Below are 16,446 nucleotides of genomic sequence, written 5' to 3' on the forward strand. Positions count from 1 at the left end.
CGGCCCCCCCCCCCCCCCCCGGGGCGGGGGGGGGGGGGGGTGGGGGGGGGGGGGGGGGGGGGGGGGGGCCCCGCGCCCCCCCCCCCCCCCCCGCCTCCAGGCGGTCACGACCACGGCAGCCCACCCACCGCGAGCGGGCGGAACCGATCCGCTGCCCCCGTTGGACGGGACGGAATCCGCCCGCTCGCGGGCTCCCGGGCTGCCACGCTGCCGAACGGGCGAAATGCGGCACGGCGATCGTGCGGATCCCGCATGATTCGCCCGCTGGCGTGCTCGGGGCAGGCGCTGCCGAACGGGTGAAATGCGGCCCGTTGGTCGCGCGGATCACACGCATTCCGCCCGCTCGCCGGGTCCGGGCCGAGGCCCAGCGCGCGAGCGGGTGCAATGCGGCCCCGCGGTCGAGCGGAGCCCGCACATCCCGCCCGCTCGCCGCCTGGCGGACCGGACCAGCGCGCGAGCGGGTGAAATGCGGCACGGCAGAGGCCCGAACGGTGCGTGTTTCGCCCGCTCGCGCGCGGCCGCCCCTGCCCCGGCCACCGCAGCAGCACCTGCCCGCGACGGAGCCGACCACGACGCGGAATAGGATCGACACCATGGCAACTGCGAACGACCGCCTCGTCTGGATCGACTGCGAGATGACGGGCCTCGACCTCGAGGTCGACGAACTCGTCGAGGTGGCCGTGGTCATCACCGACTTCGACCTCGTCCCCGTGCACCCCGGGTTCGACATCGTGATCAAGCCCGATCAGTCAGCGCTCGACAACATGAACGAGTTCGTGACGAACATGCACACGACCTCGGGCCTCATCGAGGAGATCCCGAACGGGGTGAGCCTGGCGGATGCCGAGTACCAGGTGCTGGAGTACATCCTCCAGCACGTCCCGGCCGAGGGCACCGCTCCCCTCGCGGGCAACACGATCGGTACCGACCGGGCGTTCCTGTCGAAGTACATGCCCCGCGTCGACGGACACCTGCACTACCGCAGCGTCGACGTGTCGAGCATCAAGGAGCTCTGCCGTCGCTGGTTCCCGCGGGTGTACTTCAACGCCCCGGAGAAGCACGGCGGGCACCGGGCCCTCGCGGACATCCTCGAGTCGATCCGTGAGCTCGAGTACTACCGCCGCGCGGGGTTCGTCGCCGAGCCCGGCCCGAGCACCGACGACGTCCGAGCCGTCCAGGCCGAGGTCGTCGAGAAGTGGGCCCCGCGCCTCGCGCAGTAGTGGTCCGACCCGGCTCCGGCATGTACTACTATTGAGTGGTCGCGCCGGTCAGCCGGTCCGAACATGGTGGATATAGCTCAGTTGGTAGAGCGCCTGGTTGTGGTCTAGGAGGTCGCGGGTTCGAGACCCGTTATTCACCCCAGTGCTGATGCAGATCAGCCGATGGCCCCGGTCCGATGGATCGGGGCCATCTTCGTCAGCAGCACGTGCATACGACATGTGTGAAATTCCACATCTGCCACGTCGGGGTGGTTGACTTCCGTCGTGTTCACCGTGATTGGCAAGATGTGGCCCCGTCTCCTCCGCGATCACTGGGTCAACTCGATCTGCGCGTCACGTCTGATCCCGAACCAGGTTCGCTTCGCGTTCCTTCGGATGGCGGGTCTGCGTCTGCGTCGCAGCACGATCTACCAGGGCGTCGAGTGGTTCGGGAGCGGTCGGGTGACTTTCGAACGTGGGGTCACCCTCAACCGCGGCGTCGTGGTGAACCACAGCGGCGGACTGCACATGGGGGAGAACTCCGGACTCGGTCCCGGCACGCTGATCATCACTGCGACGCACGAGGTCGGACCAGCGGCGAAGCGCTGGGGTCGCGGCACCAGCAGCCGTGTCGTGATCGGTCGCGGGGTGTGGGTGGGAGCAAACGTGACCATCCTCCCCGGCGTGCGCATCGGCGACGGGTGCATCATCGGAGCGGGCGCCGTCGTCTCACGCGACTGTCGCCCCCACACCGTCTACGTGGGCGTCCCCGCCAGGCCGGTCCGCGAGCTCGGCCCGACGCCGTGAAGGACCCTCCCTGCGCGGTGTGGGACGATCCTCGCGTGATGGAGATGTCGCTCGACGACTTCGAGCAGCTCGTGACCGACGAGCTCGACCTGCTCCCCGACGAGATGGTCGACGGGCTCGACAACGTGGTGTTCGTGGTCGAGGACGAACCGGAGGACGGGTCCGACCTGTTCGGCGTGTACGACGGCATCGCCGCGACCGAACGCGGGCAGTACGGCTTCGGCGAGCTCCCGGACCGGATCGTGGTGTTCCGGAAGCAGCACCTCGCCGAATGCGACACCGTGGAGGAGCTCAAGGACGAGGTGCACACCACGCTCGTGCACGAGATCGGGCACTTCTACGGCATCGACGACGAGCGCCTGCACGAACTCGGCTGGGCGTGACCAGCGGTCGTCGCCACCGAGCAACGCCCGCCGCCGCGGCTCAGAACCGCGTCGGCCCCACCTCGTGGTACTTCTCCCACGCGTCCACCGGCCCCCGCCCGTGCAGCACGTACTCCCCCACGAGCCGCTCCTTGTAGACCGCCGGGTTGTGCGACGCCACGACCCGCGCGTTCCGCCAGTGCCGGTCGAGCGCCCGGGTGCGATCGGCGGCAGAGGCGCCGCCGACCTCGAACATCTCGGAGCACGATCGGAGCACCCGCGGCCCGATCTCGACCTGCGCCTGGTACACGGCGTTCTCGGCTGCGTCGAGCAGCGCGTGGTCGACCCCGGACCCGGGCACGTTCGTCGCGACGACCTCGTCGAGCAGTCCCGCCGCGGCGACGACGAGCGAGCGGGCGGTGAACGCCCCGGCGGAGAGCCGCCCGAGGACCGCGAGCACCTGCGGATCGTCCCCCGGCCGGGCGGCGTTCGCGTGGATGTACGTCCGGGTCCGCGGTCGCACGAACGCCACGGCATCGTCGACGACCGCCTGCCCGATCCCCGCGAGCACGGCCAGCAGGTACAGCTGGTAGAAGGCCTGGATGTGCGACAACGGTGCGTCTTTGTAGGCCGACACCACGGAAGGATCGATGCTCACGCCCGAGAAGACCGTCGTCCCCGACGCCGTGAGCCGCTGCCCGAAGCCGTCCCAGTCGTCGACGCTCGTCACGCCGGGCGCGTCGACCGGCACGGCGAACGTGACGCGGTCGCCGGAGCGGTCCGCGGCCAGGTAGATCCAGTCGGCGTAGAGCGTGCCCGTCGAGTAGAACTTCCGTCCGTCCAGTCGGAGCGACCCGGGACCGGCAGGCGTCACCGTCGTCGAGATGTCCGCCAGCGTCGTCCCGGTCCGCTCCGAGGTCGCGTTCCCGACGATCGCTCCGTCGACGATCCGCTGCAGCCACTCGTCGCGCGACGCGGAGTCGGGTCGGAGGAGCACCAGCTCGGTGTAGCCGAAGTGCCCGCGCCACAGGTGCGCGATGTTCGAGTCAGCGGCCGCCAGGTCGGCCACGAGGTGCGCGAGTTCGACCAGGGTCACGCCGAAGCCACCGCGGTCCTCCGGCACGCGCAGCCGCCCGAACCCGGCGTCGGCGAGCGCGCGGACCTCGTCGTGCGGCATCGGCCGGTCACCAGGGGTTCCAGAGGCGAGCTCACGCTCGACCGCGCCGTCGCGGATGGTCGCGAACACGGGTGCGAATCGCGCCCGCAGGGTGACCAGGCGGTCGGCCGGGAGGCCCGTCCCGCGCCCGTCGGTCGAGGTCGCCGCCGTCATGCGGTCACCTCCACGGCACGTGCGGCCTCCGCGACGCCGCTCGCGCCGCCCGTGAACGCGCGGCGCCAGCGCCTTGCCGGGTGGGAGTCCGGCAGCTGCGCGTGCCCGAAGAGCTTCTCGCGCAGGGTCCCCTCGCGGTACTCGGACTGCATCAGCCCGCGATCCTGCAGGGTCGGCGCGATGTGGTCGACGAACTCCTCGTAGGACCCGGGGAGCGTCCAGTTGATGACGTTCACCCCGTCGACGCCGGCGCGCTGCCAGTCGGCGAGTTCGTCGGCGATCTGCTCGGGCGTCCCGACCACCCGGGCGCGGAGCTTGGCCGACAGGCGGGCGAGGTCGGCGATCGTGGGTTCGCGGTCCCCGGCGGCCTCGCGGAGCCACTGCAGGTGCGACTGTCCGGCGTGGGTGCGGACCTCGGACAGCGGGGTGTCCGGGTCGAGTGCTTCGCCGGTGTCCGGGTCGAAGCCGAGGTTCGAGTGCACCAGGAATCCGTCGGCCGCGAGGTACTCGTCGATCTCGGCTTCCTTGGCCTTCGCCTCGGCTTCGGTGGACCCGGTGATGAAGGTGAGCCCGAGGAAGAAGGCGATGTCCTCCCGCCGGCGCCCGGCTGCCTGGGCGAGGTCGCGGGTCTCGCGGATGAGCTGCTCGGTGGCGTCCCGGTTCGAGGTGAGGATGAACTGGGCCTCGGCGTTCCGCGCGGCGAAGGCCCGCCCGGCCGGCGAGGACCCCGCCTGGAAGAGCACGGGCGTCCGCTGTGGTGACGGCGCGGACAGGTGAGGGCCCTGCACGTCGTAGCGCTTCCCGTGGTGGTCGATGCGGTGCACCTTCGACGGGTCCGCGTACCCGAGCACCGGGTCCTTCAGCACGGCGCCGTCCTCCCAGGAACCCTCCCAGAGCTTCGCACAGACCTCGAGGTACTCCTCGGCCCAGACGTAGCGTTCGTCGTGTTCCTCGAGGCGGTCCTGCCCGAAGTTCCGGGCGGCGCTGTCGAGCGCACTCGTGACGACGTTCCAGCCGATCCGGCCCCGGGTGATGTGGTCGAGCGTGGAGACCTTGCGGGCGAAGTCGAACGGGTGCGACTGGATGACGCTCGAGGTGAACGCGAGCCCGAGGTGCTCCGTCGACACGGCGAGCGCGGAGAGCAGCACCGACGGGTCGTTTGAGGGGATCTGCAGTCCCTCGCGGAGGTTCGTCGAGTAGTCGCCGCGCGCCGGGCCGTACGTGCCGACGACGTCCGCGAAGAACATCGCGTCGAACTTCCCGCGCTCGAGGGTCTTCGCGAGGTCGGTCCACAGCGTCACGTCGTCGAAGTCCGTCTGGCGGGCGTCCGGGTGGCGCCACAGCCCGTGCTGGATGTGCGACGTCGTGTTCATGACGAAGGCCGCGAAGCGCAGCGGGCGGTTCGGTGCATCGCTCATGCGTTCCATGTTCCCCGTCGCGGCGTCACCGGAGGCCATGACGTGACCTCGCGTTACGCCGGGTGTTCCACGCACTGCGGGACCCGACCATGCTCCTGAGGGTGCCGAACCCGACAACCGCAGCCGCGCCTCCAGTCCGTTCCACCGCACCGTCCACCAACGCGACCCGCCGTCGTGTCGCCCTGGCGTCCTTCGTCGGCACGACCGTCGAGTACTACGACTTCTACCTGTACGCGACCGCGTCCGCGCTCGTCTTCGCGCCCACCTTCTTCCCGACCGTGACGCCGGCCGTCGGCGTGATCGCGTCGTTCGCGACCTACGGCGTCGGGTTCGTCGCCCGGCCGCTCGGCGGGATCATCGCCGGTCACCTGGGTGACCGGATCGGGCGGAAGAAGCTGCTCGTCGCGTCGCTCGTGCTGATGGGGATCGCGTCGACGCTGATCGGTGTCGTGCCCTCTGCGGCGACCATCGGCGTCGGCGCGGTCGTCGCACTCGTGTTCCTGCGGCTGCTGCAGGGCGTCGCCGCAGGGGCGGAGTGGGGCGGGTCGGCGCTGCTGTCCGTCGAGCACGCGCCGGAGCGACACCGCGGCCTGTTCGGGGCGTTCACACAGATGGGGTCGGCGGGCGGGATGCTGCTCGCGACCGGTGTCTTCACGCTCGTGCGGACGCTGCTCGGCAACGAGGTGTTCCTGGCCTGGGGCTGGCGGCTGCCGTTCCTGTTCTCCGCCGTGATCGTCGCCGTCGGGCTCGTGATCCGACTCGGTGTGCAGGACGCGCCCGTCTTCCAGGAGCTGCGCGCTTCCGGGAACATCGAGCGGTTCCCGGTCTGGCAGGCGATCCGGAAGCACCCGCGGTCGATCCTGGTCACCGCCGGGCTGCGGCTCGTGCAGCCCGCGCTCTACTCGATCCTGACGACGTACTCGCTGACGTACCTGTTGGCGAAACGCGGCGAGGAAGGGTCGGCCGCCGGGCTCCAGGCCGTGCTCGTCATCTCCGCGGTGTCGCTCGTGTCGACGCCGTTCTGGGGGTGGCTGTCCGACAGGGTCGGCCGGCGTGTCCTGACGATATGGTCGGCGGTGGGGATCGCCGTGCTCATCTGGCCGTTCTTCGCATTCCTCGACGCGGGGCCGCTCGTACTCCTGCCGCTCGTGGCCCTGATCGGGATGTGCGTGTTCCACGACAGCATCTACGGGCCGCAGGCCGCCTGGTTCGCCGAGCAGTTCCCGACCGGTCGGCGCTACTCGGGGATGTCGCTCGGGTACCAGATCGGGTCGATCTTCTCCGTCGGGCTGACGCCGTTGCTGGCCGCCGTGTTCGTCGAGCTCGGTGGGGGTTCGCCGTGGATCCTGTGCGGGTACCTCGGGGTGTACGCGGTGCTCTCGATCGCGGCGGCGGTGTTCGCGGTGGATCCGGTGGCTGCGGCGCGGCGGGCGGAGCGGGCCGGCGCTAGCGCGGCTGGGCGAGTCTCGGGCTGAGCGACAGTTCTCGCGCTCCGGGGCCCGAGAACTGTCAGCTCACGCGAGACTCGGGGCAGTGCGCGCGAGACTCGGGCGCCCGGGTCAGTAGTCGGGATCCCGGCGATCCTGGTCCTGCCACGGCAGCATCCTGCCGGCGACGAGGGACAGGAACCCGCCGAACACGAACACGAGGGCAACCGCCCACCAGGGGTTCCGCCGCTGCTGCTGGTCGCTCATGCGCTCACGGTAACGGGTCGGCCAGCGCCGGAACAGCTCACCGCCCGGAGAACAGGCTCCCCCGGCAGCGGTGTCGCCGTAGCGTTGCTGCTTCCCGCAAAGTCATCGAGGAACTCTCGCAACCCACGCCCGAACGGCAGTACGGTCCGGGGAACAGCCTGACCCGAGGCTGCGAGAAGCCGACCCGAAGGCGACCCGATGATCGAGCACGACGTACGACGGCTCCGAACCTTGCGCACTGCGTGGGACGGAACGGGGGCAACACGGATCTCCGCCGTCACCTGGGGTGGGGTGGCACTCGCGATGGCCGCGCCCTCGGTGATCGAACGCGACACCGACGAACCGGAGGCGGACACCGTCATCCTGCCCGTCGTCGGTGACCGGGTGCACTACGCGAGCGGCTCCGGACACCTCGTGGGGCTGCAGGGCGTTGTCGTCACGGACGACCACGGGCCGGACCTGCCCTCGGGGCTCCGGTACGTCCTGTTCGACGGCGAAGAGTGGCCCAAGGTCGTCGCAGTGGGCGCTCTCGACCGGATCGGCTTCTCGAGTCGTGTCGAGGTCGCACAGCACCTCCGTCGTCTCGAGGTGATTCCGGGGCGCTGAGCACTGCATCGCCCGGAAGATCGTCGAGCCGCTGGTGAGGATCAGCCGCGTTCTCTCCCCGGCAGGGGTGCTCCGAGCAGGAATGCGTCGTACGCGGCCCGGACGTCAGCGTCGACCGTGGGTGTCAGGTGACGGTCCCGGCTGGTCGCTCCCCCGCGCCGGTGATCCCTCGCGTCGCATCGTGGTGCGCGTCGGCGCCCGTCAGCCAGCGCTCGAGCACTTCGCGGATCTGGTCGAGCTCCGCATCGGTCGGGCCCAAGGAGTCCAGCCGCTGCGGGTTGAACGCGTTGACCAGGGTCTCGCGAGGGATCCCGTCCGCGCCCCGCCAGTCGATCGACGGGAACCGGTGCACCATCAGGATGCGGTCACGGGCGATCCGCGTCGAGAACGTGTAGTCCCGCACCACCAGCTCGTCGCCCCGCAGCTCGACCCGGGCACGCACCCCACGGGACAGCACGAGCGACGCTGCCACCAGCAGTGCTGCACTGACCGGCCAGGCGCTCCGTTGTGCGAGCGGCAGCGTGACGGCCACCGCGACGGCGATGGCGGACCCGACCTGCATCGCCAGGCGCAATCGACGCGGAGCCCGGAGGATCCGGGCAGGCAGTTGCTTGCTCACGTGGACCATCCAACCGCAACCGCAACGGCCACCGCTCCCGCACTCGCACCCGGGACGGCGCACCGGGGCGCGGCCACGCCTGGCCGCACCCCGGCACGCACATCAGCGGTCAGCTGCGGATGAACGCGAGGATGTCGGGATTGATGACGTCGGCGTGCGTGGTCAGCATGCCGTGCGGGTACCCCTCGTAGATCTTGAGCGTGGAGTCGCTGAGCAGTTCGGACTGCTTCAGGGCCGCGTCCCGGTACGGCACGACCTGGTCATCGTCACCCTGCAGGACGAGGACGGGCACGGTGATGGCTCGCAGGTCCTCGGTCTGGTCCGTCTCCGAGAAGGCCTTGATGCCCTCGTGGTGGGCCAGGGCACTGCCCGTCATGCCCTGCCGCCACCAGTTCGCGATGACCAGCTCCGACGGCGTCACGCCGTCACGGTTGAAGCCGTAGAACGGGCCGGAGGCAACGGCCTGGAAGAACTCGGCCCGGTTGGCGGCCAGCGCCTGGCGGAACCCGTCGAAGACCGAGATGTCGGTGCCCTCGGGGTTCGCCTCCGTTCTCACCATCAGCGGCGGCACGGCGGACACCAGGACTGCCTTGGCGACCCGGCCCTGCGGCTGGCCGTACTTCGCGACGTAGCGGGCGACCTGGCCGCCACCGGTCGAGTGGCCGATGTGGACGGCGTCGTGCAGGTCGAGGTGCTCGACGACTGCGGACACGTCGCTCGCGTAGTGGTCCATGTCGTGACCGGTGCCGATCTGCGACGAGCGGCCGTGCCCGCGTCGGTCGGTCGCGATGACCCGGAAGCCCTCGGCCAGGAAGTACAGCATCTGCGCGTCCCAGTCGTCGGAGGACAGCGGCCAGCCGTGGTGGAAGACGATGGGCTGCGCGTCGGCGCTGCCCCAGTCCTTGAAGTAGATCTCTGCACCGTCGTCGGTGGTCACGTAACCCATGGTTGCTCCTGTGCGTGTTCTGCGGTCGTGGTGTCGATGGGTGGTCAGCCGAGTTCGGCGACGGCGTCGGTGATGAACGCCGCGACCTCGGTGGGGTGCGTCTGCATCACCAGGTGCGGTCCGTCGATCTCGATCACCTTGCGGACGCCGGCGCGCTGGTAGCCGAACCGCTCGACGTCCGGGTTGATGGTGTGGTCCGCGCTGGAGACGATGCCCCAGGACGGCTTGGTCTTCCACGCCGCGATGGACGCGGGTTCACCGAACGCGACCGCGGACAGCGGGCGCTGCGACACGGCGAGGACCTTGGCCTTCTCGAGGTCGAGGCCGCCCGCGAAGACCGCCGGGAAGGCGTCGATGGCCACGGAGACGTCGGTGCCGGGCTCGGCACCCTCGACGGGATACGGCGCGTAGACGAGGTTCGCGGCGAGGTCGCTGTCGGGGAAGCCGCCCTGGAGGGCGCCGAGGCTCTCGCCCTCCTCGAGTGCGTAGGCGGCGACGAAGACGAGACCCACGACGTTCTCCGCGACGCCCGCGACGGTGAGGATCGCGCCCCCGTAGGAGTGCCCGGCGAGCAGGACCGGTCCGTCGATCTGCTCGACGAAGGACTTGATGTAGGCCGCGTCGCCGGACAGGCTGCGGTTGAACACGGGCGGGACGAGGACGTCGAAGCCGTGGTCGAGGAGCAGCTCCGTGACGGGCGCCCAGCTGGCGGCGTCGGCGAAGGCTCCGTGGACGAGGACGATGGTGGGTGATCCGGGCACGGTGCGTCGCTTCCCGGTCCGCGGCCGGTGCCGTGGACCTGTGTCGGTGGCGGGAGCGTGGGCTCCCGTCCGTGACGCTAGGGCCGGGGCCGGCGGGGCACATCGGTCACGATGACCGAGATCTCCCAGAGCGTGACCTAGTCACCGACCGACGGCTCGGCGGACGGGTCGACCGGTGGCGGGGACGGCAGCGCGGCGGACGGCGTGGCCGGCACCGCGTTCGGCGTCACCAGGACCGTCGGCAACTGCTGCCTCGTCGAGATCCCGAGCTTCTGGAACGCCGCGTACAGGTGGGCGCCCACCGTCCTCGGCGACACGAACAGGTGCTCGCCGATGGCCCGGTTGCTCATCCCCCGGGCGGCGAGCTCGCAGACGCGGAGCTCCTGCGGGGTGAGGAGCTCGACGCTGCGGCGTCCGGACGCCGGCAGCCGCTCGCCGGTGGCCCGGATGGCGCCACGCGCACGGTCTGCCCACGCCGGTGCGGGCATCGCCTCGAACCCGTCCAGGGCGGCGTGCAGCACGGCTCGGGCGGTGTCGTTCCGGCCCGCACGACGCAGACGGCCGCCCAGCCGGAGGAGCGCACGGGCCCGCAGGTACGGCATCGGCCAGCGCTCGTGCTGCAGGGTCGCCCACGCGGCCTCGAGTTCGTCATCGGGGGCGAGTGCGAGCCGGGCGTAGTCGATCGCCGTGCGGACCATGGGCGCGTGCCAGCGCGCGTGGAGCTGCTCGAGGTCCGCCAACCGCTGCTCGGCGTCCGCACGGTTGCCCGACTCCAACGCGGCGTCGACGTAGTCGTGGGAGGTCATGACGGCGAACGACGGGTTGAAGGCGTCGTGGTCGGCGTCGAAGAGGCACCGGAGGCGTTCGAGGGCGTCCGTCGCGCGACCAGAGACGAGGAACGCTGCCCCGGCGGCGCCGAGGAGCGTCGCGCGCATCGCACTGGAGCGGAGGACCTGGGCCCCGGCAGCGGTCCCGCCGGCGATCCGCTCGACGTCCGGTTCCGCTCCCTCGAGGGCGTCGAACCAGGCGAGCGCGCACCGTGCCGCGGCTGAGAACCCGGCGTCTCCCAGGTCACCACCGAGCGATGCGGCCTGCTCCGCGAGGACACGGGCCCTCGCGACGTCCCCGGCGAGGTACGTCGTCATCGAGGTGCCCATGAGCGCCTGCGGGAACGTCCGCAGCTCGCCACGCGCCCGCATGCTCGCGAGCGCGCGGTCGAGCAGGACACGGGCGGTGTCGATCTCGCCCACGAGGTTGAGCGCGTACCCGAGGAGCCAGGCGGAGTCCTCGTCCGTGGCCGCCGGAGCCGCCGCGAGCGCGAGCTCCAGCACGCGGTCCCCGCGTGCCACCGGTTCGGTCCGGGCGGCCAGCAGGATCGCCCGCGGATCGTCGTCGGGGAGCGCGAGGGCGTCGATGACGACGAGCATCGGGTCCCCGGGGTTCGCCTCTGCGGTGTGGTCCCAGGCGATCGCAGCGAGGTACAGCAGCGCAGCGCTGGCGTGTTCGACCCCGCCGGCCGCCTGCATCTCGGAGACCGCGTGCAGCGCCGGCCCGAGGTCGCCCACGGCGAGCCCCGTCCTGCCGGTGGGCAGCGTCTCGGCGACCCACGCCGCACGCGCCGCGAGCAGCCGGTCGGGCGCCTCGTCGCGTGCTCGCTGCACGAGGATCGACGCGTCCGAGATCCTGCCGGACAGTCCGGCGAGCTCGGCCGCGACGATGCGCCGCTCGACGCGCCGGGCCACGTCCGACGTCAGTTCGGCCGCCCGCTCGTACGCCCGGCTCGCGGCGAACGGGTCGGACATCGCCGTCCGTTCCCCGCCGAGCGCGGCGATCTCGTCGGCGAGGGGATCATCGGGACCGGCGGCGAGCTCGGCACGCCACCAGACGGTCCGCGCCGGATCGTCCTCGTGCTCGAGCACGAGCGACCGCAGGACCGCGGTGCGCGCGGACGCCGGCGCCGTCGCCAGGACCGCCGACTGCACGAGCGGGTGCCGGAACCGGATCGCACGAGGAGCGACCCACTCGAGGAGCGAGGACGCCGACGCCTGCTCCGTCCACGTCGGCGCCGGGAACCTGCCGATGGCCCGAGCGGCCACCCGCGCCGCTTCCTCGGCACTGCTGCCCCCGGACAACGCCACCGCGAGGATCGCCAACCGGACGGACTGGTCCAGTTCGGCGTACCGAGCGGCGAACTCCTGCTCGACCCTCCCCACGACGGGGCGCTCGCGGGCTCTGTCCGCCGATGCCGACCGACCGAGTTCGTACAGCGCCAGGGGGTTGCCCTCGGCGCGGAGCACGAGGTCGCGTCGAGCCTGCCCCCTGGGCGATCCGGGGATCCGGTCGAGCAGCGCACCGGCCGCCGAGTCGTCGAGCGGGGCGAGGTGCAGGCGCCGGAGGCCAAGGGTCTCCGTCAGGTCGGTGTTCCTGGTCGTCATGACCATGACGACCGGGTCCTCACCGACACGGCGGGCCATCATCCGGAGCGCCCACTCGGAGGGCGCATCGATCCAGTGCAGGTCCTCGACGACGACCAGGAGCGGGCGTTCGGCGGCCGCGTCGGAGAGCAGTGTGAGTGCCGCGAGTCCGGCGAGGAGCGGCGAGGGCTGGACACCGTTCACGACCCCGAACGCCACGTCCAACGCGCGTCGCTGCGGTCCCGGCAGGTCGGCGATGCCGCCGCGCAACGGGTACAGGAGCATGTGGAGCGCGGCGTACGGCTCGGCCGACTCGGCCAGGGTGCCGGTGGTCGTGATCGTCCGCACGCCCAGGGTGTCCGCGGACGCGATCGCGTCGGCGACCAGTGACGACTTGCCGATGCCGGCTTCGCCGTCGACCACGAACGCAGAGCCACCGCTCGCCACGGCACGGAGCGCATCCCGGAGGACCGCGGTCTCCCGCTCACGCCCGATGACGGGCTGCGCCATCGTCACGTCGCCAGTATGGCAGCGCTCAGGTCCGCAGCACCACGTCCGCGAGCTCCGCCGGCCGCTCCGCCGCGATGAACACCGCCTCCTGCGCAGCCCACCGGTCCCACTCGCGCGCGAAGGACTCGCCGTCGCGCCCGATCGCGCGCGCCCACCGGGTGTCGTCGTCGGCCTCGAGCCACACCCGCAGCGCCGCGAGCGGCGCGGATGCCCGGGAGAGCGCACCGCATCCTTCGACGACGATCGGCCGTGCCGGGTCCACGGCTGTCCACTCGGCCGGTCGCGAGGCCGCCCAGTCCCAGCGCCGGTAGCCCGACGGCTGCCCCAGGACGTCCGTCACCACCGCCTGCGCGGCGGCCTGCAGCCCGTCCCACCCGGGGTAGACGTCGTCGAGGTGGACGATCTGCGCACCGAGCCGGTGCGCGAGGGAGTCCCCCAGCGTGGTCTTGCCGGTTCCGGACCGCCCGTCGACGAGCACCACGAGCCGCGCACCCGAGGCCGTCGCGGCCCCCGCCGCCGCGGCGGCGAGCCCGGCGACCCGGTCGGCGGCCGGCCGCGCCGACACCTCAGACACGCCACGTCCCCGCACCCACGGCGACCGCGATCGACACGACCCCGATGCCGACGAGCACAACGATCATCGCCCACTCCGGCCCCGCGAACCGAGCGGTCCGCGCCCACGTCCGCCGACCAGGAGCACCGAAGCCGCGTGACTCCATCGCCACCGCCAAGGTCGTCGCGCGCCGGAGCGCCAGCACGAGCAGCGCGAACGCCATCGACGCCCCGCGCCGCAGCCGCCCGGTGTCGGCGACACCACGCGCACGCCTGGCCATGCCGAGCTGTCGCCAGTCGTCCCCCAGGAGCGTCGTCATCCGGATGGCCGCGAGCGCACCGAGCACGAACCGGGCCGGCAGCCGCAGCAGCTGTGCGAGCCCGTCTGCGAGGTCCGTCGGGTCGACGCGGACGAACAACGCCACCGCGGGCAGCCCGACCGCCAGGACGCGCAGCGCCGTGGCGAGCGCGAGTTCGAGCGATCCATCGGTGACGTGCGCGAACCCGAGGTCGAACCAGGAACGCCCCGAGGGCCGCCCGTACAGCGCGATGCTCAGCGCGGTCAGCGGCACGGCGACCAGCACCGGTGACGTCCGCAGCAACAGGGTGCGCGGCGGGATCCGCAGGAGCGGCAGGAGCAGGAGTTCGAGCACGAGCGCGACGGCCGCGGACACGACGTCGAGACTCAACACGAGGCACACGCCGAGCGCGAGGACGCCCAGCAGCGACGCCACCGGCTGGACACCGCGGACCCCGCGTGCGCGCGTGGTTCCGTCGGCCCCGCCTGGAGGCACGGATCGCCCGGGCAGACCGGCCGACGTCCCCGGGGCGGTCACCGTCGCACCCCCGTGGCCGGGTCGCGCAGGACGGGTCGCGCACCCGCTGCCCCGAGCACGACCTCGTCGGCGTCGAGTGCGCGCACGAGGTCCTGGTCGTGCGTCACCGCCACGATCGCGGTGCCGGTGTCGGCGAGTTCGCCGAGCCGGTCGACGACGGCCTGCCAGGTCGCACGGTCCTGCCCCGAGGTCGGTTCGTCGAGCACGACGACGGGCGGCCGGGAGGCGATGACCGTCCCGATCGCCAGCCGCCGCTGCTCCCCACCGGACAGCGTGAACGGGTTGGCGTCCGCGAGGTGCGCGAGCCCGAACGCGTCGAGGAGCTCGTCGACCCGCTCGTCGACGTCCTCGGTACCGAGCGCCCGGGGGCCGACGGCGAGTTCCTCCCGCACGGTGCGGGCGACGAACTGGTGCTCGGGGTCCTGGAACACCGTGCCGATCCGGGCGGCGAGCTGCCGGCTGCTCCACGCCGCGGGGACGTCACCGGCACCGTCCGCCAGCGCGGGGGTGGCTCGGAGCGCGCCGTCGGCGGGGCGGAGGAGTCCGGCGAGCGTGAGGCCGAGGGTCGACTTGCCGATGCCGTTCGGACCGGTCACGGCGAGCACCCGGCCGGCGCGGACGTCGAGGTCGATCCCGGTGCCGACCCGCTGCCGCTTGCCCCGGGCGGTCCCGAGGCCGCGCGCCTCGAGCAGCACGCCGCCCACGGCCGTGCGGGCGCCGCGGCGGGCCGAACCACGCGCGGGTTCGGAGCCGGGCACCCACACCCCGGCAGCGGTGAGGGCCGGACCGTGCGCCGCGAGGACCTCGGCCGGGGCCCCGTCCGCGACGACGCCGCCCGCCGGTTCGAGCAGCACGAGCCGGTCGACCAGGTCGAGCCACGTGCCGATGCGGTGCTCGACCACGAGCAACGAACACCCGGTCTCGTCGAGCAGCGCCCGCACGGCGTCGTGCACCTGGACGACGCCGGAGGGGTCGAGGTTGGCACAGGGTTCGTCGAGCACGAGGGCTCCCGGACGCATCGCGAGCACGCCGGCCAGCGCGAGCCGCTGCCGCTGCCCGCCGGACAGCATCGTGGTGGACCGGTCGAGCGCCAGGTCGAGCCCGACGACGTCGAGGGCCGACCGCACCCGCGGCCAGATCTCGTCCCGCGGGACACCGGCGTTCTCGCACCCGAACGCCACGTCGTCACCGATGCGGGACATCACCGTGTGCGCCTCGGGGTCCTGCATGACGAGGCCGACGCGCCCGCGGACGGCGCGGGGCTCGGCACCGTCGACCAGGACCGTGCCCTGGACGGCCGCGGCGGTGTCGTCGTCGGGGTCGGGCTCGTCGGGCAGCACACCGGCGACGGCCCGGAGCAGCGTGGACTTGCCGGCGCCGGAGGGCCCGACGATCGCGACGCGCTCCCCCGGCTCGACAGTCAGGTCGACACCCCGGACGGCCCAGGCGTCACGTTCCGCGTACCGCCACCCCCAGTCGGAGAAGGTGATCCGTGCGGCTGCGGTGGTCACGCGACGGCGCGGGTCCCGCGCCTGGAGTGCTCACGGCCCGCGGCGAACGAGGACAGCACGCCCGTCGCGGCGAGCGCACGGACCAGGAGCCACGACCCGACACCGGCGATCACCGCGCCGGACACGATCGCGGACACGACGTAGACGACCTTGAACGCGACGTCGAGGCCCGGGTACCAGAGGAACGTGTCGTTCAGGCCGAGTGCGAGCCCGGCCGCGGCGCCGGCGAGCACGACGACCGGCAGCCGGTAGACCCTGTAGAGGAACAGTGCCAGGACGATCTCGGCGCCGAGGCCCTGCACGAGGCCGGCCTCGAGCGTGAGCCAACCCCACTGCGTGCCGAGCAGCGCCTCGACCGAGGCAGCCACCATCTCGGCGTACAGCGCGGCGCCGGGCTTGCGGACGACGATCGCGACGACCGGCCCGGCGAGCAGCCACACGCCGCCGAACAGCGCCTGCGTGCCCGGCAGCACCAGTGCCGCGACGGCGCTGATCGGCTCGTAGCCGAACTCCCAGAGCTTGAACACGACACCGATCGCGACGGCGAGGACGCTCGCGACGACGATGTCGACGACCCGCCAGCGCAGCGAGCGCCTGATGGGGGTGGACGGAACAGCGGGTGACGTGCGTGTGGACATGGTCCTGGACTCCTCCCTGCGCCGGCATGATCCGGATCAGGTTCGACGGTCGGAGCGCCACTCGCTCCCTCTCAGCCCGGCGATCCCGGACTCCCGTGTGTGTCCCGTCAGTCTAGACGCGGTCGCGACCGCATGACGGATCGCGACCGCACATCGGACTGGAGGCGCGGGGGGGGGGCCCCCCCCCCCCCCCACAAGGCCAACGCCCAGAAATTAAGAACAACCCCCCCACGGGGCGGCGCG

Annotated in this window: 15 protein-coding genes, 1 tRNA gene, 1 pseudogene and 1 riboswitch; of the genes and pseudogenes, 6 read left to right on the top strand and 11 right to left on the bottom strand. The window is 72.2% G+C overall.

Going from position 1 to position 16,446, the window contains the following annotated elements; all coding sequences use genetic code 11:
• The first annotated feature begins 593 nt into the window (after positions 1-593).
• The 4 genes and pseudogenes from orn (at position 594) to ABIC61_RS18120 (ending at position 2,389) form a co-directional block, all read left to right on the top strand.
• Positions 594-1,220 carry an oligoribonuclease gene (orn, locus tag ABIC61_RS18105; protein ID WP_354031026.1) on the top strand — a complete coding sequence of 209 codons (627 nt, stop codon included), beginning with the start codon at positions 594-596 and terminating at the stop codon, positions 1,218-1,220.
• 66 nt (positions 1,221-1,286) lie between these two features.
• Positions 1,287-1,362: transfer RNA gene (locus tag ABIC61_RS18110), tRNA-His, on the top strand.
• Positions 1,363-1,829: 467 nt separating this feature from the next.
• Positions 1,830-1,932 (top strand): annotated as a pseudogene (locus tag ABIC61_RS18650) (DapH/DapD/GlmU-related protein); the annotation flags it as partial.
• 112 nt (positions 1,933-2,044) lie between these two features.
• Positions 2,045-2,389: a metallopeptidase family protein gene (locus ABIC61_RS18120; RefSeq protein WP_144755489.1), complete on the top strand. Its 345-nt coding sequence runs from the start codon at positions 2,045-2,047 to the stop codon at positions 2,387-2,389.
• A gap of 40 nt (positions 2,390-2,429) precedes the next feature.
• Here the strand turns inward: ABIC61_RS18120 and ABIC61_RS18125 are convergent, their stop codons facing one another.
• Both ABIC61_RS18125 and ABIC61_RS18130 read right to left on the bottom strand, forming a co-directional pair.
• Positions 2,430-3,698, bottom strand: coding sequence for an acyl-CoA dehydrogenase family protein (locus ABIC61_RS18125; protein WP_354031028.1), 1,269 nt, complete (start codon positions 3,696-3,698; stop codon positions 2,430-2,432).
• Complete coding sequence (locus ABIC61_RS18130) at positions 3,695-5,116, bottom strand: LLM class flavin-dependent oxidoreductase (protein WP_354031029.1); 1,422 nt, start codon at positions 5,114-5,116, stop codon at positions 3,695-3,697. Before ABIC61_RS18130 ends, ABIC61_RS18125 begins: the two co-directional genes overlap by 4 nt.
• An 89-nt stretch (positions 5,117-5,205) precedes the next feature.
• Between ABIC61_RS18130 and ABIC61_RS18135 the strand changes: the two genes are divergently transcribed.
• Positions 5,206-6,591, top strand: coding sequence for an MFS transporter (locus ABIC61_RS18135; RefSeq protein ID WP_502908824.1), 1,386 nt, complete (start codon positions 5,206-5,208; stop codon positions 6,589-6,591).
• A gap of 84 nt (positions 6,592-6,675) precedes the next feature.
• Here ABIC61_RS18135 and ABIC61_RS18140 read toward each other — a convergent pair whose 3' ends face one another.
• Positions 6,676-6,810 carry a hypothetical protein gene (locus ABIC61_RS18140; RefSeq protein ID WP_260852683.1) on the bottom strand — a complete coding sequence of 45 codons (135 nt, stop codon included), beginning with the start codon at positions 6,808-6,810 and terminating at the stop codon, positions 6,676-6,678.
• A gap of 198 nt (positions 6,811-7,008) precedes the next feature.
• On the opposite strand from ABIC61_RS18140, the gene ABIC61_RS18145 reads away from it, so the two are divergent.
• A complete protein-coding gene (locus tag ABIC61_RS18145) occupies positions 7,009-7,416 on the top strand; it encodes a hypothetical protein (RefSeq protein WP_354031031.1) in 408 nt (135 codons plus the stop codon).
• Between the two features lie 124 nt (positions 7,417-7,540).
• Here ABIC61_RS18145 and ABIC61_RS18150 read toward each other — a convergent pair whose 3' ends face one another.
• From ABIC61_RS18150 to ABIC61_RS18185, 8 genes are all read right to left on the bottom strand, one after another.
• Complete coding sequence (locus ABIC61_RS18150; RefSeq protein ID WP_144754987.1) at positions 7,541-8,035, bottom strand: hypothetical protein; 495 nt, start codon at positions 8,033-8,035, stop codon at positions 7,541-7,543.
• A gap of 109 nt (positions 8,036-8,144) precedes the next feature.
• Positions 8,145-8,981 (bottom strand): alpha/beta fold hydrolase, encoded by an 837-nt coding sequence (locus ABIC61_RS18155; protein ID WP_354031032.1) that lies wholly within the window; start codon positions 8,979-8,981, stop codon positions 8,145-8,147.
• 44 nt (positions 8,982-9,025) lie between these two features.
• Entirely contained in the window at positions 9,026-9,742 is a 717-nt protein-coding gene (locus ABIC61_RS18160) for an alpha/beta fold hydrolase (RefSeq protein WP_354031033.1), read from the bottom strand.
• A 137-nt stretch (positions 9,743-9,879) separates the two neighbouring features.
• Positions 9,880-12,666: a helix-turn-helix transcriptional regulator gene (locus ABIC61_RS18165; RefSeq protein ID WP_354031037.1), complete on the bottom strand. Its 2,787-nt coding sequence runs from the start codon at positions 12,664-12,666 to the stop codon at positions 9,880-9,882.
• A 25-nt stretch (positions 12,667-12,691) separates the two neighbouring features.
• A complete protein-coding gene (locus tag ABIC61_RS18170) occupies positions 12,692-13,240 on the bottom strand; it encodes a nucleoside/nucleotide kinase family protein (RefSeq protein ID WP_354031034.1) in 549 nt (182 codons plus the stop codon).
• The gene (locus ABIC61_RS18175) at positions 13,233-14,054 is read right to left on the bottom strand and encodes an energy-coupling factor transporter transmembrane component T family protein (RefSeq protein WP_502908825.1); all 822 of its coding nucleotides are present in this window, start codon (positions 14,052-14,054) and stop codon (positions 13,233-13,235) included. Before ABIC61_RS18175 ends, ABIC61_RS18170 begins: the two co-directional genes overlap by 8 nt.
• Positions 14,051-15,565, bottom strand: a complete 1,515-nt coding sequence (locus ABIC61_RS18180; RefSeq protein WP_354031035.1) for an ABC transporter ATP-binding protein — start codon at positions 15,563-15,565, stop codon at positions 14,051-14,053. Before ABIC61_RS18180 ends, ABIC61_RS18175 begins: the two co-directional genes overlap by 4 nt.
• Positions 15,562-16,203 (bottom strand): ECF transporter S component, encoded by a 642-nt coding sequence (locus tag ABIC61_RS18185; RefSeq protein WP_354031036.1) that lies wholly within the window; start codon positions 16,201-16,203, stop codon positions 15,562-15,564. The genes ABIC61_RS18180 and ABIC61_RS18185 overlap by 4 nt, the downstream gene beginning before the upstream one ends.
• Positions 16,200-16,309, bottom strand: a riboswitch (TPP riboswitch). It overlaps the preceding gene by 4 nt.
• Positions 16,310-16,446: the final 137 nt, after the last annotated feature.

The sequence above is a fragment of the Curtobacterium sp. 1544 genome (assembly GCF_040544915.1).
In the GTDB taxonomy this organism is placed as follows: Bacteria; Actinomycetota; Actinomycetes; order Actinomycetales; family Microbacteriaceae; genus Curtobacterium; species Curtobacterium pusillum_C.

Coding starts and splice junctions, on each gene's coding strand:
- orn (WP_354031026.1), top strand. CDS start 594: ATGGCAACTGCGAACGACCGCCTCGTCTGGATCGACTGCGAGATGACG.
- ABIC61_RS18120 (WP_144755489.1), top strand. CDS start 2,045: ATGGAGATGTCGCTCGACGACTTCGAGCAGCTCGTGACCGACGAGCTC.
- ABIC61_RS18125 (WP_354031028.1), bottom strand. CDS start 3,698: ATGACGGCGGCGACCTCGACCGACGGGCGCGGGACGGGCCTCCCGGCC.
- ABIC61_RS18130 (WP_354031029.1), bottom strand. CDS start 5,116: ATGAGCGATGCACCGAACCGCCCGCTGCGCTTCGCGGCCTTCGTCATG.
- ABIC61_RS18135 (WP_502908824.1), top strand. CDS start 5,206: ATGCTCCTGAGGGTGCCGAACCCGACAACCGCAGCCGCGCCTCCAGTC.
- ABIC61_RS18140 (WP_260852683.1), bottom strand. CDS start 6,810: ATGAGCGACCAGCAGCAGCGGCGGAACCCCTGGTGGGCGGTTGCCCTC.
- ABIC61_RS18145 (WP_354031031.1), top strand. CDS start 7,009: ATGATCGAGCACGACGTACGACGGCTCCGAACCTTGCGCACTGCGTGG.
- ABIC61_RS18155 (WP_354031032.1), bottom strand. CDS start 8,981: ATGGGTTACGTGACCACCGACGACGGTGCAGAGATCTACTTCAAGGAC.
- ABIC61_RS18165 (WP_354031037.1), bottom strand. CDS start 12,666: ATGGCGCAGCCCGTCATCGGGCGTGAGCGGGAGACCGCGGTCCTCCGG.
- ABIC61_RS18185 (WP_354031036.1), bottom strand. CDS start 16,203: ATGTCCACACGCACGTCACCCGCTGTTCCGTCCACCCCCATCAGGCGC.